The sequence below is a fragment of the Bradyrhizobium sp. LTSP885 genome, from assembly GCF_000938305.1.
In the GTDB taxonomy this organism is placed as follows: Bacteria; Pseudomonadota; Alphaproteobacteria; order Rhizobiales; family Xanthobacteraceae; genus Bradyrhizobium.
On sequence record NZ_JYMT01000028.1, the window covers coordinates 1 to 17,354 of the forward strand.

15 protein-coding genes are annotated in these 17,354 nt (G+C 64.7%); 5 read left to right on the forward strand and 10 right to left on the reverse strand.

Annotation, left to right across the window (positions count from 1 at the left end):
* On the reverse strand, positions 1 to 1,178 hold a 1,178-nt coding region (locus UP09_RS18340; RefSeq protein ID WP_052833130.1), incomplete at its 3' end, for a flagellin N-terminal helical domain-containing protein.
* A 365-nt stretch (positions 1,179 to 1,543) separates the two neighbouring features.
* Between UP09_RS18340 and flbT the strand changes: the two genes are divergently transcribed.
* Positions 1,544 to 1,975 carry a flagellar biosynthesis repressor FlbT gene (gene flbT, locus UP09_RS18345; RefSeq protein WP_044539669.1) on the forward strand — a complete coding sequence of 144 codons (432 nt, stop codon included), beginning with the start codon at positions 1,544 to 1,546 and terminating at the stop codon, positions 1,973 to 1,975.
* A gap of 75 nt (positions 1,976 to 2,050) precedes the next feature.
* Here flbT and UP09_RS18350 read toward each other — a convergent pair whose 3' ends face one another.
* The 5 genes from UP09_RS18350 to UP09_RS18370 all read right to left on the reverse strand — a co-directional run bounded on the left by UP09_RS18350 (position 2,051) and on the right by UP09_RS18370 (position 9,914).
* Complete coding sequence (locus UP09_RS18350) at positions 2,051 to 3,931, reverse strand: flagellin family protein (protein ID WP_044539670.1); 1,881 nt, start codon at positions 3,929 to 3,931, stop codon at positions 2,051 to 2,053.
* 7 nt (positions 3,932 to 3,938) lie between these two features.
* A complete protein-coding gene (flgK, locus tag UP09_RS18355) occupies positions 3,939 to 5,822 on the reverse strand; it encodes a flagellar hook-associated protein FlgK (protein WP_044539671.1) in 1,884 nt (627 codons plus the stop codon).
* 48 nt (positions 5,823 to 5,870) lie between these two features.
* A complete protein-coding gene (locus tag UP09_RS18360; RefSeq protein WP_044539672.1) occupies positions 5,871 to 7,679 on the reverse strand; it encodes a flagellar hook-basal body complex protein in 1,809 nt (602 codons plus the stop codon).
* A gap of 183 nt (positions 7,680 to 7,862) precedes the next feature.
* Entirely contained in the window at positions 7,863 to 8,363 is a 501-nt protein-coding gene (gene msrB / locus UP09_RS18365) for a peptide-methionine (R)-S-oxide reductase MsrB (protein ID WP_044539673.1), read from the reverse strand.
* A 63-nt stretch (positions 8,364 to 8,426) separates the two neighbouring features.
* A complete protein-coding gene (locus tag UP09_RS18370) occupies positions 8,427 to 9,914 on the reverse strand; it encodes an NAD(P)/FAD-dependent oxidoreductase (protein ID WP_044539674.1) in 1,488 nt (495 codons plus the stop codon).
* A gap of 95 nt (positions 9,915 to 10,009) precedes the next feature.
* Here UP09_RS18370 and UP09_RS18375 point away from each other — a divergent pair, with 95 nt between their 5' ends.
* Together UP09_RS18375 and UP09_RS18380 are read left to right on the forward strand one after the other, a co-directional pair.
* Positions 10,010 to 10,552, forward strand: a complete 543-nt coding sequence (locus UP09_RS18375) for a SixA phosphatase family protein (protein WP_044539675.1) — start codon at positions 10,010 to 10,012, stop codon at positions 10,550 to 10,552.
* 142 nt (positions 10,553 to 10,694) lie between these two features.
* The gene (locus tag UP09_RS18380) at positions 10,695 to 11,120 is read left to right on the forward strand and encodes a universal stress protein (protein ID WP_044539676.1); all 426 of its coding nucleotides are present in this window, start codon (positions 10,695 to 10,697) and stop codon (positions 11,118 to 11,120) included.
* Positions 11,121 to 11,146: 26 nt separating this feature from the next.
* Here UP09_RS18380 and UP09_RS18385 read toward each other — a convergent pair whose 3' ends face one another.
* A complete protein-coding gene (locus UP09_RS18385) occupies positions 11,147 to 11,320 on the reverse strand; it encodes a DUF1127 domain-containing protein (protein WP_245302047.1) in 174 nt (57 codons plus the stop codon).
* Positions 11,321 to 11,566: 246 nt separating this feature from the next.
* Here UP09_RS18385 and UP09_RS18390 point away from each other — a divergent pair, with 246 nt between their 5' ends.
* On the forward strand, positions 11,567 to 12,910 hold the full coding sequence (locus UP09_RS18390; RefSeq protein ID WP_044539678.1) for an aminotransferase-like domain-containing protein: 1,344 nt from the start codon (positions 11,567 to 11,569) through the stop codon (positions 12,908 to 12,910).
* A gap of 6 nt (positions 12,911 to 12,916) precedes the next feature.
* Here UP09_RS18390 and UP09_RS18395 read toward each other — a convergent pair whose 3' ends face one another.
* Positions 12,917 to 13,510 (reverse strand): YdcF family protein, encoded by a 594-nt coding sequence (locus UP09_RS18395; RefSeq protein WP_044539679.1) that lies wholly within the window; start codon positions 13,508 to 13,510, stop codon positions 12,917 to 12,919.
* 63 nt (positions 13,511 to 13,573) lie between these two features.
* Complete coding sequence (locus tag UP09_RS18400; RefSeq protein ID WP_245302049.1) at positions 13,574 to 14,206, reverse strand: hypothetical protein; 633 nt, start codon at positions 14,204 to 14,206, stop codon at positions 13,574 to 13,576.
* A gap of 67 nt (positions 14,207 to 14,273) precedes the next feature.
* Between UP09_RS18400 and UP09_RS18405 the strand changes: the two genes are divergently transcribed.
* Entirely contained in the window at positions 14,274 to 14,708 is a 435-nt protein-coding gene (locus UP09_RS18405; RefSeq protein ID WP_044539681.1) for a hypothetical protein, read from the forward strand.
* 115 nt (positions 14,709 to 14,823) lie between these two features.
* On the opposite strand, the gene UP09_RS18410 is transcribed toward UP09_RS18405, so the two are convergent.
* Positions 14,824 to 17,226, reverse strand: a complete 2,403-nt coding sequence (locus tag UP09_RS18410) for a bifunctional diguanylate cyclase/phosphodiesterase (RefSeq protein WP_044539682.1) — start codon at positions 17,224 to 17,226, stop codon at positions 14,824 to 14,826.
* Positions 17,227 to 17,354 lie beyond the last annotated feature (128 nt).

Here is a 17,354-nt window from a genome sequence, read left to right on the forward strand (position 1 = left end):
GACACCGCGATCGACTGGCGGGTCGACAGCGCCTGGCTGTTGGCCGCTTCCTCGTTGGTGTCGGCCAGCGTCAGGTTGGACGAGCCGGTCTGCAACACGTTGATCAGGTTCTTGTTGAAGTCCTGACGGATCTGCACGACCGAGAGGTTCGAACCGAGCGACGACGCTTCCGAGCGGAGCGTGTCGGAGGCCGAGCCGAGCTTGGCAACGATGGCGTTTGCCGAGGTGCTGTCCAGGAAGTCGGTGCCAGCAGTCAGCGAACCGAGACCGAGGCCGCCTGCGTTGAAGGTCACGCCCGAGATGTTGAGGGTGGACTTGCCGGTTTCATTGAACGTCAGCTTCAGATTGTCGCCGTTCAGCAGGTTGACGCCGTTGAAGGACGAATCCTGGGCGGTCGTCGTAATCTGCTGGATGATGACGTTGTACTGGCTGACGAGGTTGCCGCGAGTCGACTGCGAGGTCGGATCGGCAACGGCAGCGTTGACCGTGCCGACCGTTGCAGCCGTCGTGCCCGAGATGTCGACGCCTTCACCGGTCGGGGCAGCGCCCGTCTTGGTGATCGTCTGGCTGGCGGCATCGTTGGTGGAGGTGAAGGTCACCGTGTCGGCGGTCGCGGAGACCGACGCCGAGACGGCAACGCCGTTCGAAGACAGCACGCTGTTGAGCTGATCGAGCGTCTTGACGGTCGCGGTGCCCGCACCGGTCGCGAAGCTCGAACCGATTGTGACCGCGAGCGAGCCGGTAGCCGTCTTGAAGGTGATGACCGAACCGCCGAGCTTGCCGGCGTTGAGGTCGGTGGCCACCGTGGTGCCGGTGCCGGCACCGGTGCCGGTAACGTCGACATTGGCCTTGGTCGAGTAGCCGACCGGGCTCTGCAGCACCTGGCTGGCGATCGACTTCGCGGTATCGACCAGCTTCTGCAGCGAGGTGATGCCGGTGTTGGCGGCCTGCAGGATCTGCACGCCGTTGCCTATACCGTCCAGCAAATTGTTGATGTCGCTGGCGCGGTTGTCGAGCGATTGCGCGGTGAAGTAGTTGGTCGGATTATCGAGAGCGGTATTGACCTTCTTGCCGGTGGCAAGGCGATTCTGCGTGGTCGAGAGCAGATCGGCAGTGGACTGGAGGGAGAGGAGGTTCTGACGAACGGACGCGGAGAGAACGAGATCGGACATTTTCATACCTTTCTGGTGTGAAACTGAGAGAACAAACCGCTCCAATCCTTTCTGATCGGGCGGGTAAGCCGATCCTCGGGACAAGCCGCGAAAGAAAAAGGAATCTCTACAGCGGCATTTAAGACAAATGCCGAAGATTAAAATTGGCGCGATCGGGCGAAGTCCACCCCGAAAGCCACTGAGACAACTGCCAATTCCTGCCTCGTCTCAATATCCGATCGAAGTCTTTATTTACCAATCATTAACCATCATGGGAAAGGATCCCTGCCACATCGGCCCGCAGCCGCAATGGCGGCTGCTAAGGAGACCCGACGTCAAATTCGATTTGCTGCAACGACGTCCTGCGCAGCCGGCAGCAACGGAGAACGGTCATGGCCTTGAAGGTCGAGCTCAAGCCCAACGAGCGCATCATCGTCGGTAATTGCGTGATCACCAACACCGATCAGCGCGCCCGCCTCCTGATCGACGGTGATCGCATCCCGATTCTGCGCGAAAAGGACATCCTGACGCCCGAGACCGCCGACACGCCGGCGAAGCTCGTCTATCTCGCCGTCCAGCTGATGTATCTGTCGCCGGACCCGATGGCGCACCACCCGACTTATTTCAGCCTGGTGCGCGACATTCTCACCGCAACGCCCAGCGCCTGGCCGTTCATCGAAGGCATCAACAACTGCATCCTCAACGGCGATCTCTATCACGCCCTGAAGGAATCGAAGAAGCTGATCGGTCACGAAGAGAAGCTGCTCGAAAGCGCGCGGAGCCTGCAGGCTGCCGATCAGGACGAACCCCGCAGGAGCGCGTAGGCATTTCCTGCACGAACGACAAAAAGGCCTCCGCAGGGAGGCCTTTTTGCTGTTCGGATGTTCGAGCTCGCGCGATCAACTGATCGGCAGATATTTCAGCAGCGTCGTCTGGTACAGCATCGACGTGGTCTGGTACGACGCTTGCAGGCTGGTCTGCAACGCCAGGATTTTGGTCGCAACCTCGTCCTGGTTGACGCCCTCGATCGAGTCCAGCATCGTCTGCGCCATCCCCTTGAGCTGGGTCTGACGGTCCGTCGCCGACTTGATCGACGTTTGAGCTCCCGCGACCTCGGCCTGCACGTCCTGGATCTGTTGCTGGCCGTTCTGCGGCGCGAGATTCGCCGAAACCCGCTGCGCCAGCGCCGTCACCTGCGCGCTTGCATTCGGATTGCTGGCGTTGGTCGTGACCGCCGCATACACCGCGACGTTCTGCAGCAGCTGGCGGAACGCCTGCTCGTTGGCGCGCGCGCCGTACTGCACCGAGATCGACTGGTCGACCTGTGCAACCGCGGTGCCGCGCGCCGGATCCGCGCCGTTCTCGCCGGTGTACCAGGACACGGTGTTATCAGGCGTCCCGGCCACCAGGCTCGTCGCGGTGTTGAACGGCGGACCGCCGACGCGCAGCGGCGCCGGTGTCGCCGTTGTGTTGTTCGCTATGCCGAGCGACGCGAGCGACGCCTGATTGGAACTCGAGATCGACAGGTTGTCGCCATCGGCGCCGTGCAGCGTGATCGCGCCGTTGCTGATGGTCGACGCATTGCTGGTTCCGGTGATCTGGTCGATCTTCGCCATCAGCGTCTGAACGCTGTCGGTGATGTTGAGCTGATTGCCCGTCGCGCCCGAAGCCACGAAGGTGATCGGCGTGCCGTTCACCGTAATGGTGTCGCCGGCTGCGAAGCTCGTCGTCAGTGAGTTGGTGCCCGCCGCGCCCGACAGCTGCGTCGCGCCGGAGATCGGCGCCGCCGGCGTGTTCTGGTTGTTGACCGCGGAGCCGGAAATCGTCGCCACCGGGTTGAAGAAATTGTTGGATGCCGCAATCGCGGATGCGGCTACCAGCGAGGTGTCGCTCAACGTCTGGATCGACGATTTCAGCGTCGCCTGAAGGTTCGTCGTCGTGGCAGCGGTGTTGGCGCCGATCAGAAACGAACCCGATGGCGGCGGATTGGTCGTGGTCGCGGTCAGTTCGATCGCTTCCGTCGTGCCGTCGGGCAGCGTGAAGTTGAACTTGACCTTGTCGCCATTATCAGGATTGACGGCGCCGAGATCGATTGAGGCCGCCTTCGGCGCGCCGGTCGGCTGCGTCACGGTGGCGCCGGTCAACGACGACTGGACCGACAGCAGCTTCAGGCCGAACGCCGAGCCATCCTCGGCAACACTGGTCACCGTCGTCGTTGCCGGCGGCGACGAGACGGCCAGATGGCCCATATCGTTGACACCCTGGTCGGCCTGCTTGCGCTCATTGATCAGCTGAGTGAGACCGGCCTGCGTCGCGGTGCCATTGAGCATGGTGTCGGCGGAAACCGTGGCGGGCGTGTCTGTGGCGCGGCCGGAGAACAGGTAACGGTCACCCGACTGACTGTTCAGCATCGCAACCGCGTTGGCGAACGCGGCCTGGGCCGTGATCTGGCCCGACGTCTGGCCGTTGTTGTTGAGCGTCAGCGTGGCCGTCGTCGATGCGTTCTTCACCTGGGCGCCGCTATCGGACAATCCCTGCAGCGCCAGATTGGCGACGCTCAGCCGCGTGTTGACGTTGGTTGCGGTGTCGGAAAAGGCGTTGATGCTGCTGAGCTGGGCACGCAGGCTGAGCGCGAAACCGCGGTCCAGCCCCTGCCCGGCATAGGTCGTCGACACCTTGCCGGACGCAAGCTGCGTCGTCAGGTCGTTGAGCTGGCTCCGCAGGTTCAGGATCGTGGAGCCGATATAGGAGGTCCTGTCGCTAACGCCGCTGATCGCCATTCAACCCTCACATGACCTGCAGCAACGTGTCGTACATCTGCTTGATCGACGACATGACGCGCGCGTTGGCAGAATAGGCATTCTGCAGCGCAAGGAGATGCGCCATCTCATCGTCGATATTGACGCCGGAGGTCGCGCTCACCTTGCTTTGCAACGTGTTGAGCACGACGTCCTGTCCGTCGGCCAGCTGCTTGGCGGCCGTTGCCGCCTCGCCCTGCTGGCTGATGACCTGCTTTGCGAAATTCAGGAGCGTGCCGGTGAACGGCGCACTGGTGGTGCCGAGGCCGGTCTGCGGCGAATAGCTGTAGGTCCCGGTCGACAGCTGCGACAGCATGAGGTTGGCGCGCGTGGTATCGCCGGCTGGGGTCTGCGGATTGGTCGAGAACACGACGGTGCGCGAGGGATCCCCGAGCAGCGCGGTGTTGACGCTGATGCGGGCGGCGAGTCCGGTCATCTGCGAGCCGTTTGCGGTGATCGCTCCGGTGTAGAGCCCGCCATTGTCGGTGAACAGCGGGAGTTGCGGATCGCCCGATGTGAGCGAGGACACTGTCGTGGTGACGGATGCCGCCGTCACGTCAGACCGGTTGGCGGCGCCGTCGTCGAGCACACGCAGCGTCGATCCCGACGGGTTGGAGAATTGCAGCCCCGCGGTCGTGCCGAGCGCACCGTTGAGCTGCGACAGCACCGAGCTCATGCCGCCGGAGAAGTCGATTCCGAGCACTTCGTCGTTCGGATCGACGGTCGCGGTGTTGCTCAGCGGCAGCACGCTCGGATCGTCGACACGAACGAGCGACAGATTGTGCGTCACGCCGGTCGTGTTGTCCTTGTAGCTGACATGGACGACGTTGCCGCTCTGCAGCCCGGAGAGATCGAGATCGAAGCCGGATTGCGGCGCCAACGACGCCGGCGCTGCGGTCCCTGCGGTGGTCTTGTCCGACAGCGCGCTCGCCATCGATGCGGCGAGCTGGTCGACCTGGGTCTGCGCCTTGACCAGGGTATTGTCGCGCAGCTCGAGATAGGCTGCGATCTTGCCGGAGCGGATCGAGTTGGTCGACACTAGGTCGTAGCTGCCGCCATGCGGGAAATTGATGGTGATGGTGCCGACGTTGCTCTTGGTCGGGTCGGAATTGTACAGCGTGTTCGGCGTCACCGTGCCTTGCGCGTTGAAGCTGAGCTGCGCCGCCTCGGTGCCGACCAGTTGCACGCCGGAATTGGTGAACACGGTCACCTGGTTCTGGTCATTGGTGACGGTGCGGATGTCCATCAATTGCGAGAGCTGCGTGACGTACTGGTCGCGCTGATCCAGCAAGGCCGCGGTCGACGCATCGGTCTGGCCGCTGGACTGCAGCTGCTTGTTGATGGTGGCGATCTGCGTCAACGCGTTGTTGGCGCTGCTGACCGAATCGCTGATGCCGGCCTCGGCGTTGGCACGCAGGCTCTGGATGCCCTGCGAGGTCGCGTTGAGCTGCTGCGCCATGGACTGCGCGGCGTTGACGACGCCGATGCGCGCCGACTGCGAGTCGGGGCTGGTCGACAGGCCCTGGACCGCGGTCAGGAACTTGTTGTAGGCATCCTCGATCGTGCCGGTGGAATCGGGATTGCCATACACACCCTGCAAATTGGCCAGATAGGTCGAGCGGACGTCGGCATAGGATGCACCCGACGTCTCGGTGCGAAGCTGGGACTGCAGATACTGGTCAAGCTGGCGGTTGACGCCGTTGAGGAGAACGCTCGACCCGTAGTCGCCGGTCGTGCCTGCGACCTGGTTCAGCGTCTTCTTGACGTAGCCGGGCGTCTCCGAGTTGGCGACGTTCGACGACACGAGCGAAAGCGAGGCCTGCGTGGCGCGCAGGCCCGACATCGCCGTGGAAAGGGCTTGGCTCAAACCCATGACTTGCTACTCGCCTCTACTTTCGTGCCGCATGCGTGACGGTCCGGATCAGCGCATGACGTTCAGGAGATCCTGAACCATCGAGTTGGTGGTGGTGATGACCTTGGTGTTCGCCGAATAGGCCTGCTGCGTGACGATCAGCTTGGTGAACTCGTCGGCGATGTCGGTGTTGGACGATTCGAGCGAGGAGCCGACGATGGTGCCGGCGTTGCCGAACAGCGCCCCGCCGGACTCGTCGGTTGCCTCGAAGGCGCCGCCGTCGATACGTTTCAGGAAGTTGGTGCCGTTGAAGGTCGCGACCGAGATCTCGGCGAGATCGATATTGCGGCCGTTGGTGTAGGTGCCGACGATGCGGCCGTTAGTCGAAACGCTGACCGACTGGAGCTGACCGGCGGGGAAGCCGTCCTGCTGGATCTGGTTGACCTGGACGTTGCCGTTTGCGTCGGCGAACTGAGTTACGCCGCCAGTACCGAAATTGATCGCCGGGCTGCCGAGCGACACGCCGTTGACGGTGGCGTTGTTGAGCGTCACCGAGGCGATCGTCGGCGACATCTGGCCGCTCGCCGAGAAGGTGAAGTTCACGTTGGCGTTCTGCCAGGCGACCTGGGTGCCGGTGGCATTGGGATTGACCTGGTAGAACAGGTTCCAGGTATCGGTATGTCCGGCGCCGAGCGAGGTGCTGTCAGTCTTGGCCCAGCGCATCTGCAGGTTCACGGGCGCGCCCGACACGTCATAGGCCGTAACCGCGCCGCCTGAGAGGCTTTCGTCGAGGAAGGTCGAGTTGTCGTTACCGACCACCTGGCCGGTACCGACCGTGCCGCCACCGCCGCGGGCAGCAGTCGCGGTGCCCCCGGTGAAGCCGAGTGCTGCGAATGCGGTCGAGTTCGAGCTGGTGACCGAGAGGTCGGCTGTCGTGCCCGTGTGCAGCGTGATCGAGCCGCCCGCGATCGTCGACGGGATCGACGTGCCGGTGATCGAATCAATCTTGCTCAGCAAGGTCGAAATATTGTCAGTGACGTTGAGTTGGTTGCCGGTCGCACCCGAGGCCACGAAGGTGAGGACCGTGCCGTCGACCGTGATCGTGTCGCCCGCGATGAAGTTGGCGCTGATCGAGTTGGTGCCCGCAGTGCCTGACAGCGCCGTGGTTCCGGTGTTTGCAACCGACGGGGTCGCCTTGTTGCTCTGGGTGGTGCCGGATGTCGAGGAATCCGTGTAGGGCGCAGCCGGCGTACCCAGCACCAGCGGATTGTGTCCGGAGCTGAACGAACCCGGCTGGATCAATTCGGACCCCGGAACCGACGTGTCGTGCTTGGTCGTCAGCGGGTAGGACGCGAGGTTGGCACGATAATCCACCTTGGTGGTCTTCTGCGCCGGCAGGAAGTCGTTCTGAAATTTCAGCACCTGCGGCGAAGAGCCCGCCGGGTTGCCGGTGGTCGGGTCGATCGGCACGCCTTCCAGATAATAGCCGGCTCCGTTGACGAGATAGCCGTCCTTGTTGAGCTGGAAGTCGCCGCGGCGGGTGTAGCGGTCGACGCCGTCGAACACCGGCGAGCCGTCGGTGAAGCTGCCGGGCTTCTGCACTGCGAAGAAGCCGTTGCCGTTGATCGCCATGAACGTCGCGACCGAGGCGGACTGCACGTCTCCCTGCACCGAGTTGGTGGAACGGGACTGCGCGGTGACGCCGCCGGCGACCTGCGCCGTCTGCGCGGTCTGCGGAACGAGGTCGAGGAAGGAGGTGTCGATGCGCTTGAACGCCGTGGTCTGCGAATTGGCGATGTTGCCTGAGATGTTTTCGAGTGCATACGACTCTGCGCGCAAGCCGCCGACAGAGGTCGTAAGAGCGCCGAAGATACCCATGACATGTTCTCCACTTCGATTCCCGGCCGCTCTCGATCAGAGAATTGGCCGCACCGGCGGAGCATGTCGCAATTGCCGTGCCAGGAAACAAAATGTAACAACATCATGCGCTTGAAAAAAAAGCCCCGGCCGCGAGGCCAGGGCACAATTGCCGAGCCGGCAACAATTGCCGGGAAAACGACGTCAGGTGGCCGATGCTGCGGCCGGACGAAACACCAGCGCGAAGCCGTCCATGCAGTAACGCAATCCGGTCGGTTTCGGACCATCGTCGAAGACGTGACCGAGATGACCGCCGCAGCGGCGGCAATGGATTTCGGTGCGCGCCATGCCGAAGGTGCGGTCTTCGGTCTTGCCGACCGCGTTCTCCAGCGGCTGATAGAAGCTCGGCCAGCCGGTGCCGCTCTCATATTTGGTCTCGGACGAGAACAGCGGCAGGTCGCAGCCGGCGCAGGCGAAGGTGCCCTTGCGATGTTCCTTGAGCAGCGGGCTCGACCCCGGCCGTTCGGTGCCCTCCTTGCGCAGGATCTCATATTGCTGCGGCGTCAGCTGCGCGCGCCATTCGGCGTCGGTCTTTTCGACCTCGAATTTCTCGGCAGCCTGCGCCGGTGAGGCGCGCAGCCAGCGGAAGGCGGCCAGGCCGAGCAGGCTGGCGACGGAAGCGAGCAGGATACGGCGATCGATCATCAATCTTCTCCGATGCGGACGACCCATGGTTCGCCATCAAATACGGCCGCCCCTGGGGAGAAGTTACATCGGCCCGCCGGGGATTCCCTCACTTTCTTGCGAGGCCACAGGATCCGGCTCGGCCCCCTCCTGCACCGCAGGCGGCGGCGCAGGGCGCACGGCACCTGGCGGCGGGCGACGGGGCGCTGGGCCCCGGGTTCCCGCCTTGAAATTGGCCTCGGCCAGCCGCGCCTCACGGACCCGCTCCTTCGCACGCGCGCCCTCGCGGTGGCGGGCCAGCATGCCTGCGGCGGACGAGGCCCCCCTCGCCCACAGGCCGATGACATGGCCGGCGACGCGGCCGGTGGTGCCGCCTGCCCAGACCAGTTCAAACGGCGAAAACAGCCGCCAGCGGTCGTCGCCCCAGAGGATGCTGCGCGCGATCAACTGCCCCGCCATCGCCGAGGTGTTGAGCCCCTGCCGGCCGAAGCCACTCGCCACCCACAGGCCCCTGCGCAGCTGGCCAATCTGCGGCATGCCATGCACGGTCACGCCGACCGCACCGCCGAACACGTCCGCGATCGGCACCTTGCCGAGTTGCGGAAACACCGTTGCGATCCGGCGCCGCACCGCAGCGCCAAAGCGCCTCGGTCGCGCTTCCCAGGTGGTCTCCGGGCTCGACCATAACAGGCGATCGCCGTCGACAATGCGGAAGTGGTCGATGCCGTCGCTGTCGGTCACCGAGCCATGAAAGGAGATCACGTCGGCCAGCTGTTGCCCGAGCGGCTCGGTCAGTGCCGCGTAGCGCCATACCGGCAGCAACGTCTCCGACAACCGCTTCAGCGGCGCCCCCAGATGGACATTGCCCGCGAGCACGATGTGCGAGGCACGCAGCCGCGCCGACGGCGTCACGATGCGTTTGCGGATGCCCGAAAAGTCGATGCTGACGACCGGGGTGTCCTCGAAGATCCGAGCGCCCATCCGCGTCGCCAGCGCTGCAAGGCCATGGACATATTTACGGCCATCGAGCTGGAACGCCTTCGGATAATGAATGCCGTGGAAATAGCGGCCGGTGCCGAGCACGCTGCGCACCCGGTCGACCTGCCAGCCTTCGACTTCGGTCGCGAAATCCTCGGCCAGCGTCTGCAGCCGCCTGATCAATGTCTCGCCGGCATCGACATTGGATACTTCCAGCGCGCCTTCGCTCGTGGCGATGCCCGGGATCAGGTCCTCGGTCGCGGTGGCGCGGACATAGTCGACGCCCTCCTTGGCCAGCGCCCAGAGCTCGCGGGCATCGTCGAGGCCGACGCGCTCGATCAGGTCCGAAACCGGCACGCCGAAGCCCGGCATCACCGTGCCGAGATTATGGCCGGAGGCGTTCCAGCCGACATGGCGGCCCTCGAGCACGGCAACGCTCGCGCCAAGCCGCGCCGCCTCACGCGCCACCGTCAGCCCGGCCACCCCCGCGCCGACCACGCAGATGTCGACGTCGAGGTCGAACGCCAGCCGGTTGCGGAACGGCGAGGCCGCGTCACCAGGGCCGTCCGCCGCACTTGTGGAAGTCTCGGTCATGGCGTTTTCTTACGAACCGCTGCGGCGCTTGTCACCTTGTCCAGGACATGAGCCTGTAGAATTAATTCGACCTGAACGAATCGAGATGGAAGTCTATGCGCCGTTTGCTGCTGCTGCGTCATGCCAAGACCGAGACCGACGCGCCTTCGGGGCAGGATCAGGACCGCCGCCTCGACGACCGCGGCCGGCACGACGCCGCCGAGATCGGCGGCTGGATCCGCCGCCATTCGCCCCTTCCCGACCTGGTCCTGGTGTCGCCGGCCGTCCGCGCGGCACAGACCTGGGAGATCGCGCACGAGGCGATGAAAGACGGCGCGCCGCAGCCGAACGTCGAATTCCTGCCGGAACTCTACGGCGCCGATCCGACGCAACTGCTGACCACGATCCGGATGGCCTCGGCCACCGATCCGAAGCGGCTGATGCTGGTCGGCCATAATCCGGGCCTGCACGAACTTGCACTGACGCTGACCGGCAGCGGCGACGAGACCGCGAAGCGGGCACTCAGCGACAATCTGCCGACCTCGGGGCTCGCAATCTTTGATTTCGCGACCGACGACTGGAATGAGGTGTCGTTTCGCCGCGGCAAACTGGTCCTGTTCGTCAGCCCTAAGTTGTTGAAGCAATCCTCAAGCGACTGACGCCGGCGGACAGCGCCGCTCCGCCGTGCTATATTGCCTCTGCGCGACAGGGGACCCGTTCGCGTCATCACAAAAAAGAGGGCACACGTCCGGCGCAATCCGGGCGACACGGCTCCGGACCAAACGCGGACAGGAGGCGCAGATGTACAAATCCATTCTCGTGCCGATCGACCTCGCCGATACCGATCTGGCGAAGCCTGCGATCGCAACCGCTGCGACGCTGTCGCAGACCTGGCACGGCTCGGTCCGCCTGCTCAATGTGCTGCCGATGACGCCGGTGATGCTCGCCGAATACGTACCGGCGGATTTCGACAGCCAGCAGCGCGAAACGTCGGAAGAGGCGCTGACGATCGTGGCGCGCGAATCCGGCATCGAGGCGGCGCGCATCTCGGGCGTGGTCCGCCAGGGCGGCATCTATCACGAGATCCTCGAAGAGGCGGCCGCGATGAAGGCCGACCTGATCGTGATGACCTCGCACCGCCCGGCGATGCGCACCTATTTCCTCGGCTCGAATGCCGGCCACGTCGTGCGCTACGCCAAATGCTCGGTGCTTGTGGTGCGGCACTAGGGTTTCCAGCGCCACACCCTTTTGGCTCAGCGAAGCCGCACGAGCTCGAGCTGATCGACGGTGCCGGCGACGGCGCTCTCGATATGGCAGCGCGAGATCCCGATATCGTGCAGCGCACGGTCATCGAGCTGGCGCAGGGTCTTGATCGCCTCGCGGCGCACCCAATAGGTCGCCAGTGCATCGCCCGAATCTCGGAGCAATCGGATCAATCCGCCCAACATACTGGACCGCGCGGGCGGCACGGCGTCTGAATATATCGTCGTCATAGTCATCTCCTTCAGTGCCCACGCGGCAAAGCTGTGCCGTTGACGCAAGCGCTTCTCGCGCCTGTGCCGTCACTGACCTCGGATTGCTTGCGCACTCCTCGGTGCAATCGCGGGCTTGTTCTCTCTTAAATGGTCCGGTACATTGCTCGGAGCAAGTAAAACATTGCTCTCGGTGCAATAATGTCGAGGTTCGAGTATCTGAAGCTGGCGGATGTGGTGGCCGCCGAGATCGCCAGCGGCGCGCTGAAGGCCGGGGACCGCCTGCCGCCGCAGCGCCATTTCGCCTATGAGCGGAAGATCGCGGTCTCGACCGCGAGCCGGGTCTATACCGAGCTCCTGCGGCGCGGACTCGTGGTTGGCGAGGTCGGCCGCGGCACCTTCGTATCCGGCGAGGCGCGGCGCGGCGTCGCAGCCCCGCCCGAGCCGCGCGGCGCCCGCATCGACCTCGAATTCAACTATCCGCTGCTGCCGCACCAGGCGACCATGATCGCCAAGAGCCTCGAGGGGCTCGAACGGCCCGAGGTGCTCGAGGTCGCGCTGCGACCGGCCACCAGCCACGGCACGCGGGCGGCGCGAACGATTTCCGCGGAGTTTCTCGCGCGCAGGAGCTGGGCGCCGAATCCCGACCAGATCGTCTTCACCGCCAACGGGCGGCAATGCATCGCCACCGCACTCGCCGCTGTCGTGCCGCCCGGCGGACGCTGCGGCGTGGAGGCGCTGACCTATCCCTTCGTGAAGGGCATTGCCGCACGGCTCGGCATCGCACTGGTGCCGCTCGCGATGGATGAGCACGGCGTGCGCCCCGACGCGGTGCAGAAGGCACACCGTGAGGCGCATCTGTCCGCGCTCTACATCCAGCCCACGATCCAGAACCCGCTCAGCATCACCATGCCGGCCGAGCGCCGCGCCGAGCTCTTGCGTACGGTGGAGAAGCTCGGCCTCGTCATCATCGAGGACGGCGTCTACGGCTTCCTCGACGACGAGGTGCCACTGGCCGCGCTCGCCCCCGACAGCTGCATCGTGCTCGACAGCCTGTCGAAGAAGGTCGCGCCTGGACTCGCGCTCGGCTTCATCGTCTCGCCGCCGCGGCTGCGCGAGAACATCATGGCGGCGGTACGATCGGGCGGCTGGACGGCGTCGGGCTACGCTTTCGCCGCGGGTCAGAGGTTGATGTCCGATGGCACGGCGGCCGAATTATCACGGCTGAAGCGGATCGATGCCGGTCGCCGCCAGCAGATTGCGGCGAAGCATCTGACTGGTTTCGAGATTCAGACCAATGCCAAATCCTACCATCTGTGGCTGACCTTGCCGCCGCACTGGCGCTCTCAGACCCTGGTCGCAGCCGCGGCACGCCGCGACATCGCGCTGACGCCGTCGACGACCTTCGCGGTCACGCCCGGGCACGCGCCCAATGCCGTGCGGCTCGCGCTCGCCGCGCCCCCGATGGAGCAACTTGAACTCGGCTTGCGGACGCTGGCGGGAATGTTGAGCGCGACCGAGGAAGATTTCGATTCGACCGAGTAGCCCTCCTCAGCCGACCGGCCATTCCGCAATAAAGCCCTTCGCCTTGTACGGCTCGATCTTGTCCCATTCGATCAGCACGCGGCGGCGGAATTCGGGATCGGTGTGCCAGAGCGCGCGCGGCGTTGTAAAACTGTCGACCGTCACCAGCATCTTCTCGACCTCCGGCCAGTGCCGTTGCAGCGTCATCGGATAGCGCCGCGCAGTCCAGCTATTGCCAAGGCAGATCACGCTCCCGATCGCGTTGCGACCAAGTGCAGCGTCGATCACCGGCAGCGAGAAGATCACGTTCTCGCCGGTATTTTGCGCGCGATCCTCTTCGAGGATCCGTTCGGCCGGAATGCCGCGCGCGACCATCGCTGTCTTGATGATCTCGCATTCGGAGCTGACATCGCCTGGCGTCACGCCGCCGCTCACGATCGCCCAATGCGCAAGACCATCGCGCCAGAGCCGAACCGCGGCGTCGACCCGTTCTGCGACATCCCCGCGGGTCCCGAACACGAATAGCAGATCGGCAGGCCGCAATGGGGTCTGGATCAGGTGCCGCGCGTTGATCGCGGCAATCTCGTCATCAGACGGCATCCGCAGACTTCGATCCTCCACGCCCCTGCTCCCCGGTCACGGCATCGCGTGCCGACGATGCCGCGTGCGGGCGCGCGCACGAAGTCACGTTTCATTGCGCTTGATTGCGGCCGCCGGTGGCAGCAGCGCATCGGGCAGATGATCGAAGCTGTAGCGTCGCGGCCGATTGCGCGTGACGAAGCGGCCGACCTGCCAGGTAAACAGCAACGCAAAGCCGACCAGGAACAGCGCGCCCGTCCATTCGGACGTCAGGAGCGCACGCAGCAACAGCCCCGTCATTGAGACAGCGAGGGCCGCCAGCAGCGCCAGCGCCGCGGTATAGGTCTTCGGCCCGAGGCCCCCGGTCAGCACGGCCGTGCTATCAGCCGCCTGCATCCGGCGATGCAGCGCGACGATGAAGTCGCGATAGAGTTGCCCCTGCGGCGCCATCAAGGTCGCGGTCTGCCAGGTGGTCGAAAGGACGGCGATGCGACCGCCCCTGGCGTTGTCGATGTCGGCACGAAATCGCTGCTGCTGCATCGACACCGGGCGATAGGACAGTTTCACCGTGGAGATGCCGGCGTAGTCCCAGACGCCCGACCGGCCGGCGATCCGCCACGACAACCCGGCATCGGTCAGCTCGAACTGATGCGCCGAACCGATCAAGGAGGCCTTGTAGGCATAGCGGACGGGCGGGCCGTCGCCTGCGTCCGGCTGATGCGGCAATGGTGTTGGCAATGTCGCGTTCCACCGATAAAAATGCGCGCGCTTGCGCGGCAGGTCGCGCCTATCCTACAAGCGACACATGCCCGAGACGACCCATTTTCCACGCTACCTCATCCTCGGCGGCGCGATGATTTCAGGCGTGCTGCTGGCACTTGCCGTGCACATGCTTGGCGCGCGCTACGGGCTCGATCTCGGCGGCCTGTGGCGATCCGATACGCGCGAATTCATGCCCGCGGGTGCTGCGATTGCGTGGTGGCTGATCGCGACCGTCGGGTTTTCGGGCGGGTACTTCACCGCCAATCTGATGCACAGCGCGGTGTCCGGCCAGATTCCGCAGCGGATGCGATATTTCCTGGTCGTCCTCGGCGTGCTGATCCTGGCCGGTGCCGGTCAGGCCGCGGCGGCGCCCAGCGCGATCTCGACCGTATCCGCGGTGCTCGCCGGCCTTGCCGCACTGTGCCTCGGCGCAGCGATGGCGTTTTGCGGCGCATATTTCGCCCTGCGCAAGGCTTAGCCAGAGCGCTTTCGAGCGAAGTGGATACCGGTTCGCGTGAAGAAAACGCGTCAAAACAAGAATCTAGAGCTCCGTTCCGATTCCATCGGAACGGAAATAGCTCCAGCGGCCTTTCTCAGGCCACCGACCGTTCGGGAGCCCTTTGCAGCATCTTGGCGACGTCGGCGGCCGGGCGTGGCCGGCTGAACAGGAAGCCCTGCGCCTGGATGCAACCCTCCCGGCGCAGCAGATCGAACTGGGCGTCGGTCTCGACGCCCTCCGCCGTGGTCACGATTCCCAGGCTCTTGCCGAGACCGGTGACCGCGCGCACGATCGCCATCGACTCCTCGCGCGTCGCCAGATCGGTGACGAAGGAACGGTCGATCTTGATCTTGTCGAACGGGAAGCTGCGCAGATAGCTCAGCGAAGAATAGCCTGTGCCGAAGTCGTCGAGCGAGATCCGGACGCCGAAGCCGCGCAGCTCGTGCAGCACGGCCAGCGTCGCCTCGCTGTTCTGCAGCAGCACCGATTCGGTGATCTCGAGCTCGAGGCGATCCGCCGACAGGCCGGACGCCTGCAGTGCCGCCTTCACCGACGCCACCAGGTTCGGATTCTTGAACTGCACCGGGGACAGATTGACGGCGACCGCGATATCCCCCGGCCAGCCTGCTGCATCCGCGCAGGCCTTGCGCAGCACGATGTCGCCGAGCGGAACGATGAGCCCGGTTTCCTCCGCGACAGGGATGAAATTGTTCGGGGCGATCAAGCCACGCAGCGAATGATTCCAGCGCGCCAGCGCCTCGAATGCGACCACCCGGTCGCCGGCGATGTCGCGGATCGGTTGGTAATAGACCTCGATCTCGTCGCGCGGCAGCGCAAGGCGCAAGTCGCGCTCGAGCATGCGGCGTGCCTGCGCGCGCGCGTCCATGCCGGTCTCGAAGAACCGGTAGGTGCCGCGGCCGTCGGCCTTGGCGCGGTACAGCGCGAGATCGGCTTTTTGCAACAATTCGTCGGGATCCGTACCATCCTCGGGCGCAAGCGAGATTCCGATGCTGACGCCGATCACGAGCTGATGGCCGCCGACGTCGTAGGGAGCGGCGATCTTCTCGACGACGCGGCCCGCAAGCATGGACACGACCGAAGGTTCGGAATTGCTGCAGAACTGCACGATGGCGAATTCGTCGCCGCCGAGCCGCGCCACGGTGTCGTGCTCGGTCAAGCATTCGCCGAGCCGGCGTGCGACTTCCCGAAGCAGCGCGTCACCGATCGGATGTCCCAGCGTATCGTTGATTTCCTTGAAATGGTCGAGATCGAGGCAGAGCACCGCGAGCTGGTCGGCGCGCTTGGCGCGCCTCAGCGACTTCTCGAGTTGCTCACGGAACAGCGTGCGGTTCGGCAAATTGGTCAGCGCATCGTGGCGCGCCATGTGCGAGATCTGCTGCTGGGCCTGCTGCCATTCGGTGATGTCCTCGAAGGTCGCGACCCATCCTCCGCCTTTCATCGGCTGGTCGACGACACGGATCGAGCGTCCCTGGCGGTCGACGATCCTCGTCGCGGTGTTGCCCGCCCTGGCCTCGGCAATCAGGCCGGCGCAGAACTCATCGGGATCGCCGTCCCACTCACCGATCGAGCGGAGGTCCTGCAGGACATCGATCAGCAGGCGTCCGTGTAGCGGCAGGCGGCTGCGGCCCATCATCTCGCCGTAGCGCTCGTTGAACAGCATGATGCGGCCGTCGGCATCGAACATGCACAGCCCCTGCGACATGTTCTCGAGCGCGGTGTCCAGCACCACCTTCTGCTTGTGAATCTCGCTCTTGGCGCGGCGGTCCAGGATCGTCGCGATCAGCGCAATGCCGAGAATGGCGAACGCCGCAACGGCCGTCATGAACGACAGCACCAGCGGCGAGATCGTCAATGCGTCGGAGACGATCGTCGGATCGGGCACCAGCGTGATCGCGCCCATCCCGGTGAAATGATGGGAGACGATCGCAAGTGTCAGCAGGCCGGCGGCCGCCACCGTGCGGCCCACGCTGTCGCCGCTGACGGCAACCAGAAGCGCGATTGCGCCAAACAGGCTGCCAAGCACGATCGAGGTCGCGACAATGCCGGGCGACCAAACGATCCGCGCGGGCAATTGAAGTCCAGACATGCCGGTGTAATGCATCGCCGCGACGCCGATGCCGACGATTGCACCGCCGACTGCAATGGTCGACGAGCGCTGGTCGAGGCAGGCAACGGCAAGGCCAACGGCCAGGATCGTCACCGCAACGACCAGCGAGAGCACGGTGATGGGGATGCTGTAGCCGGCGCTTATGCCGGGCTCATAGGCCAGCATGGCGATGAAGTGGGTGGCCCAGATGCCGCATCCCCCGACCACGGCGTCAAGGGCGATCCAGATCTCCCGGGAGCGCCCCTTCGCGGCACGGGCGCGGTGAAACAGGCTTATCGTGACCGCGCTGGCCAGCGTGCAAATCGCCCCGCCAAGGACGACCAGCCGCCAATCATGCTCCAGGGTGAGACAGGTCAGAACGCGATACATATAGCCCCCCGTTATGGACCTATAAAAGCGACCCCATAGGTGTACGAACGGTAACCGCCGTGGGACTTGGTTCACGCATGGTGAAGAAGTTTTGAACGCGCGGGAAACCATTCCAACGGCAGTGTGCT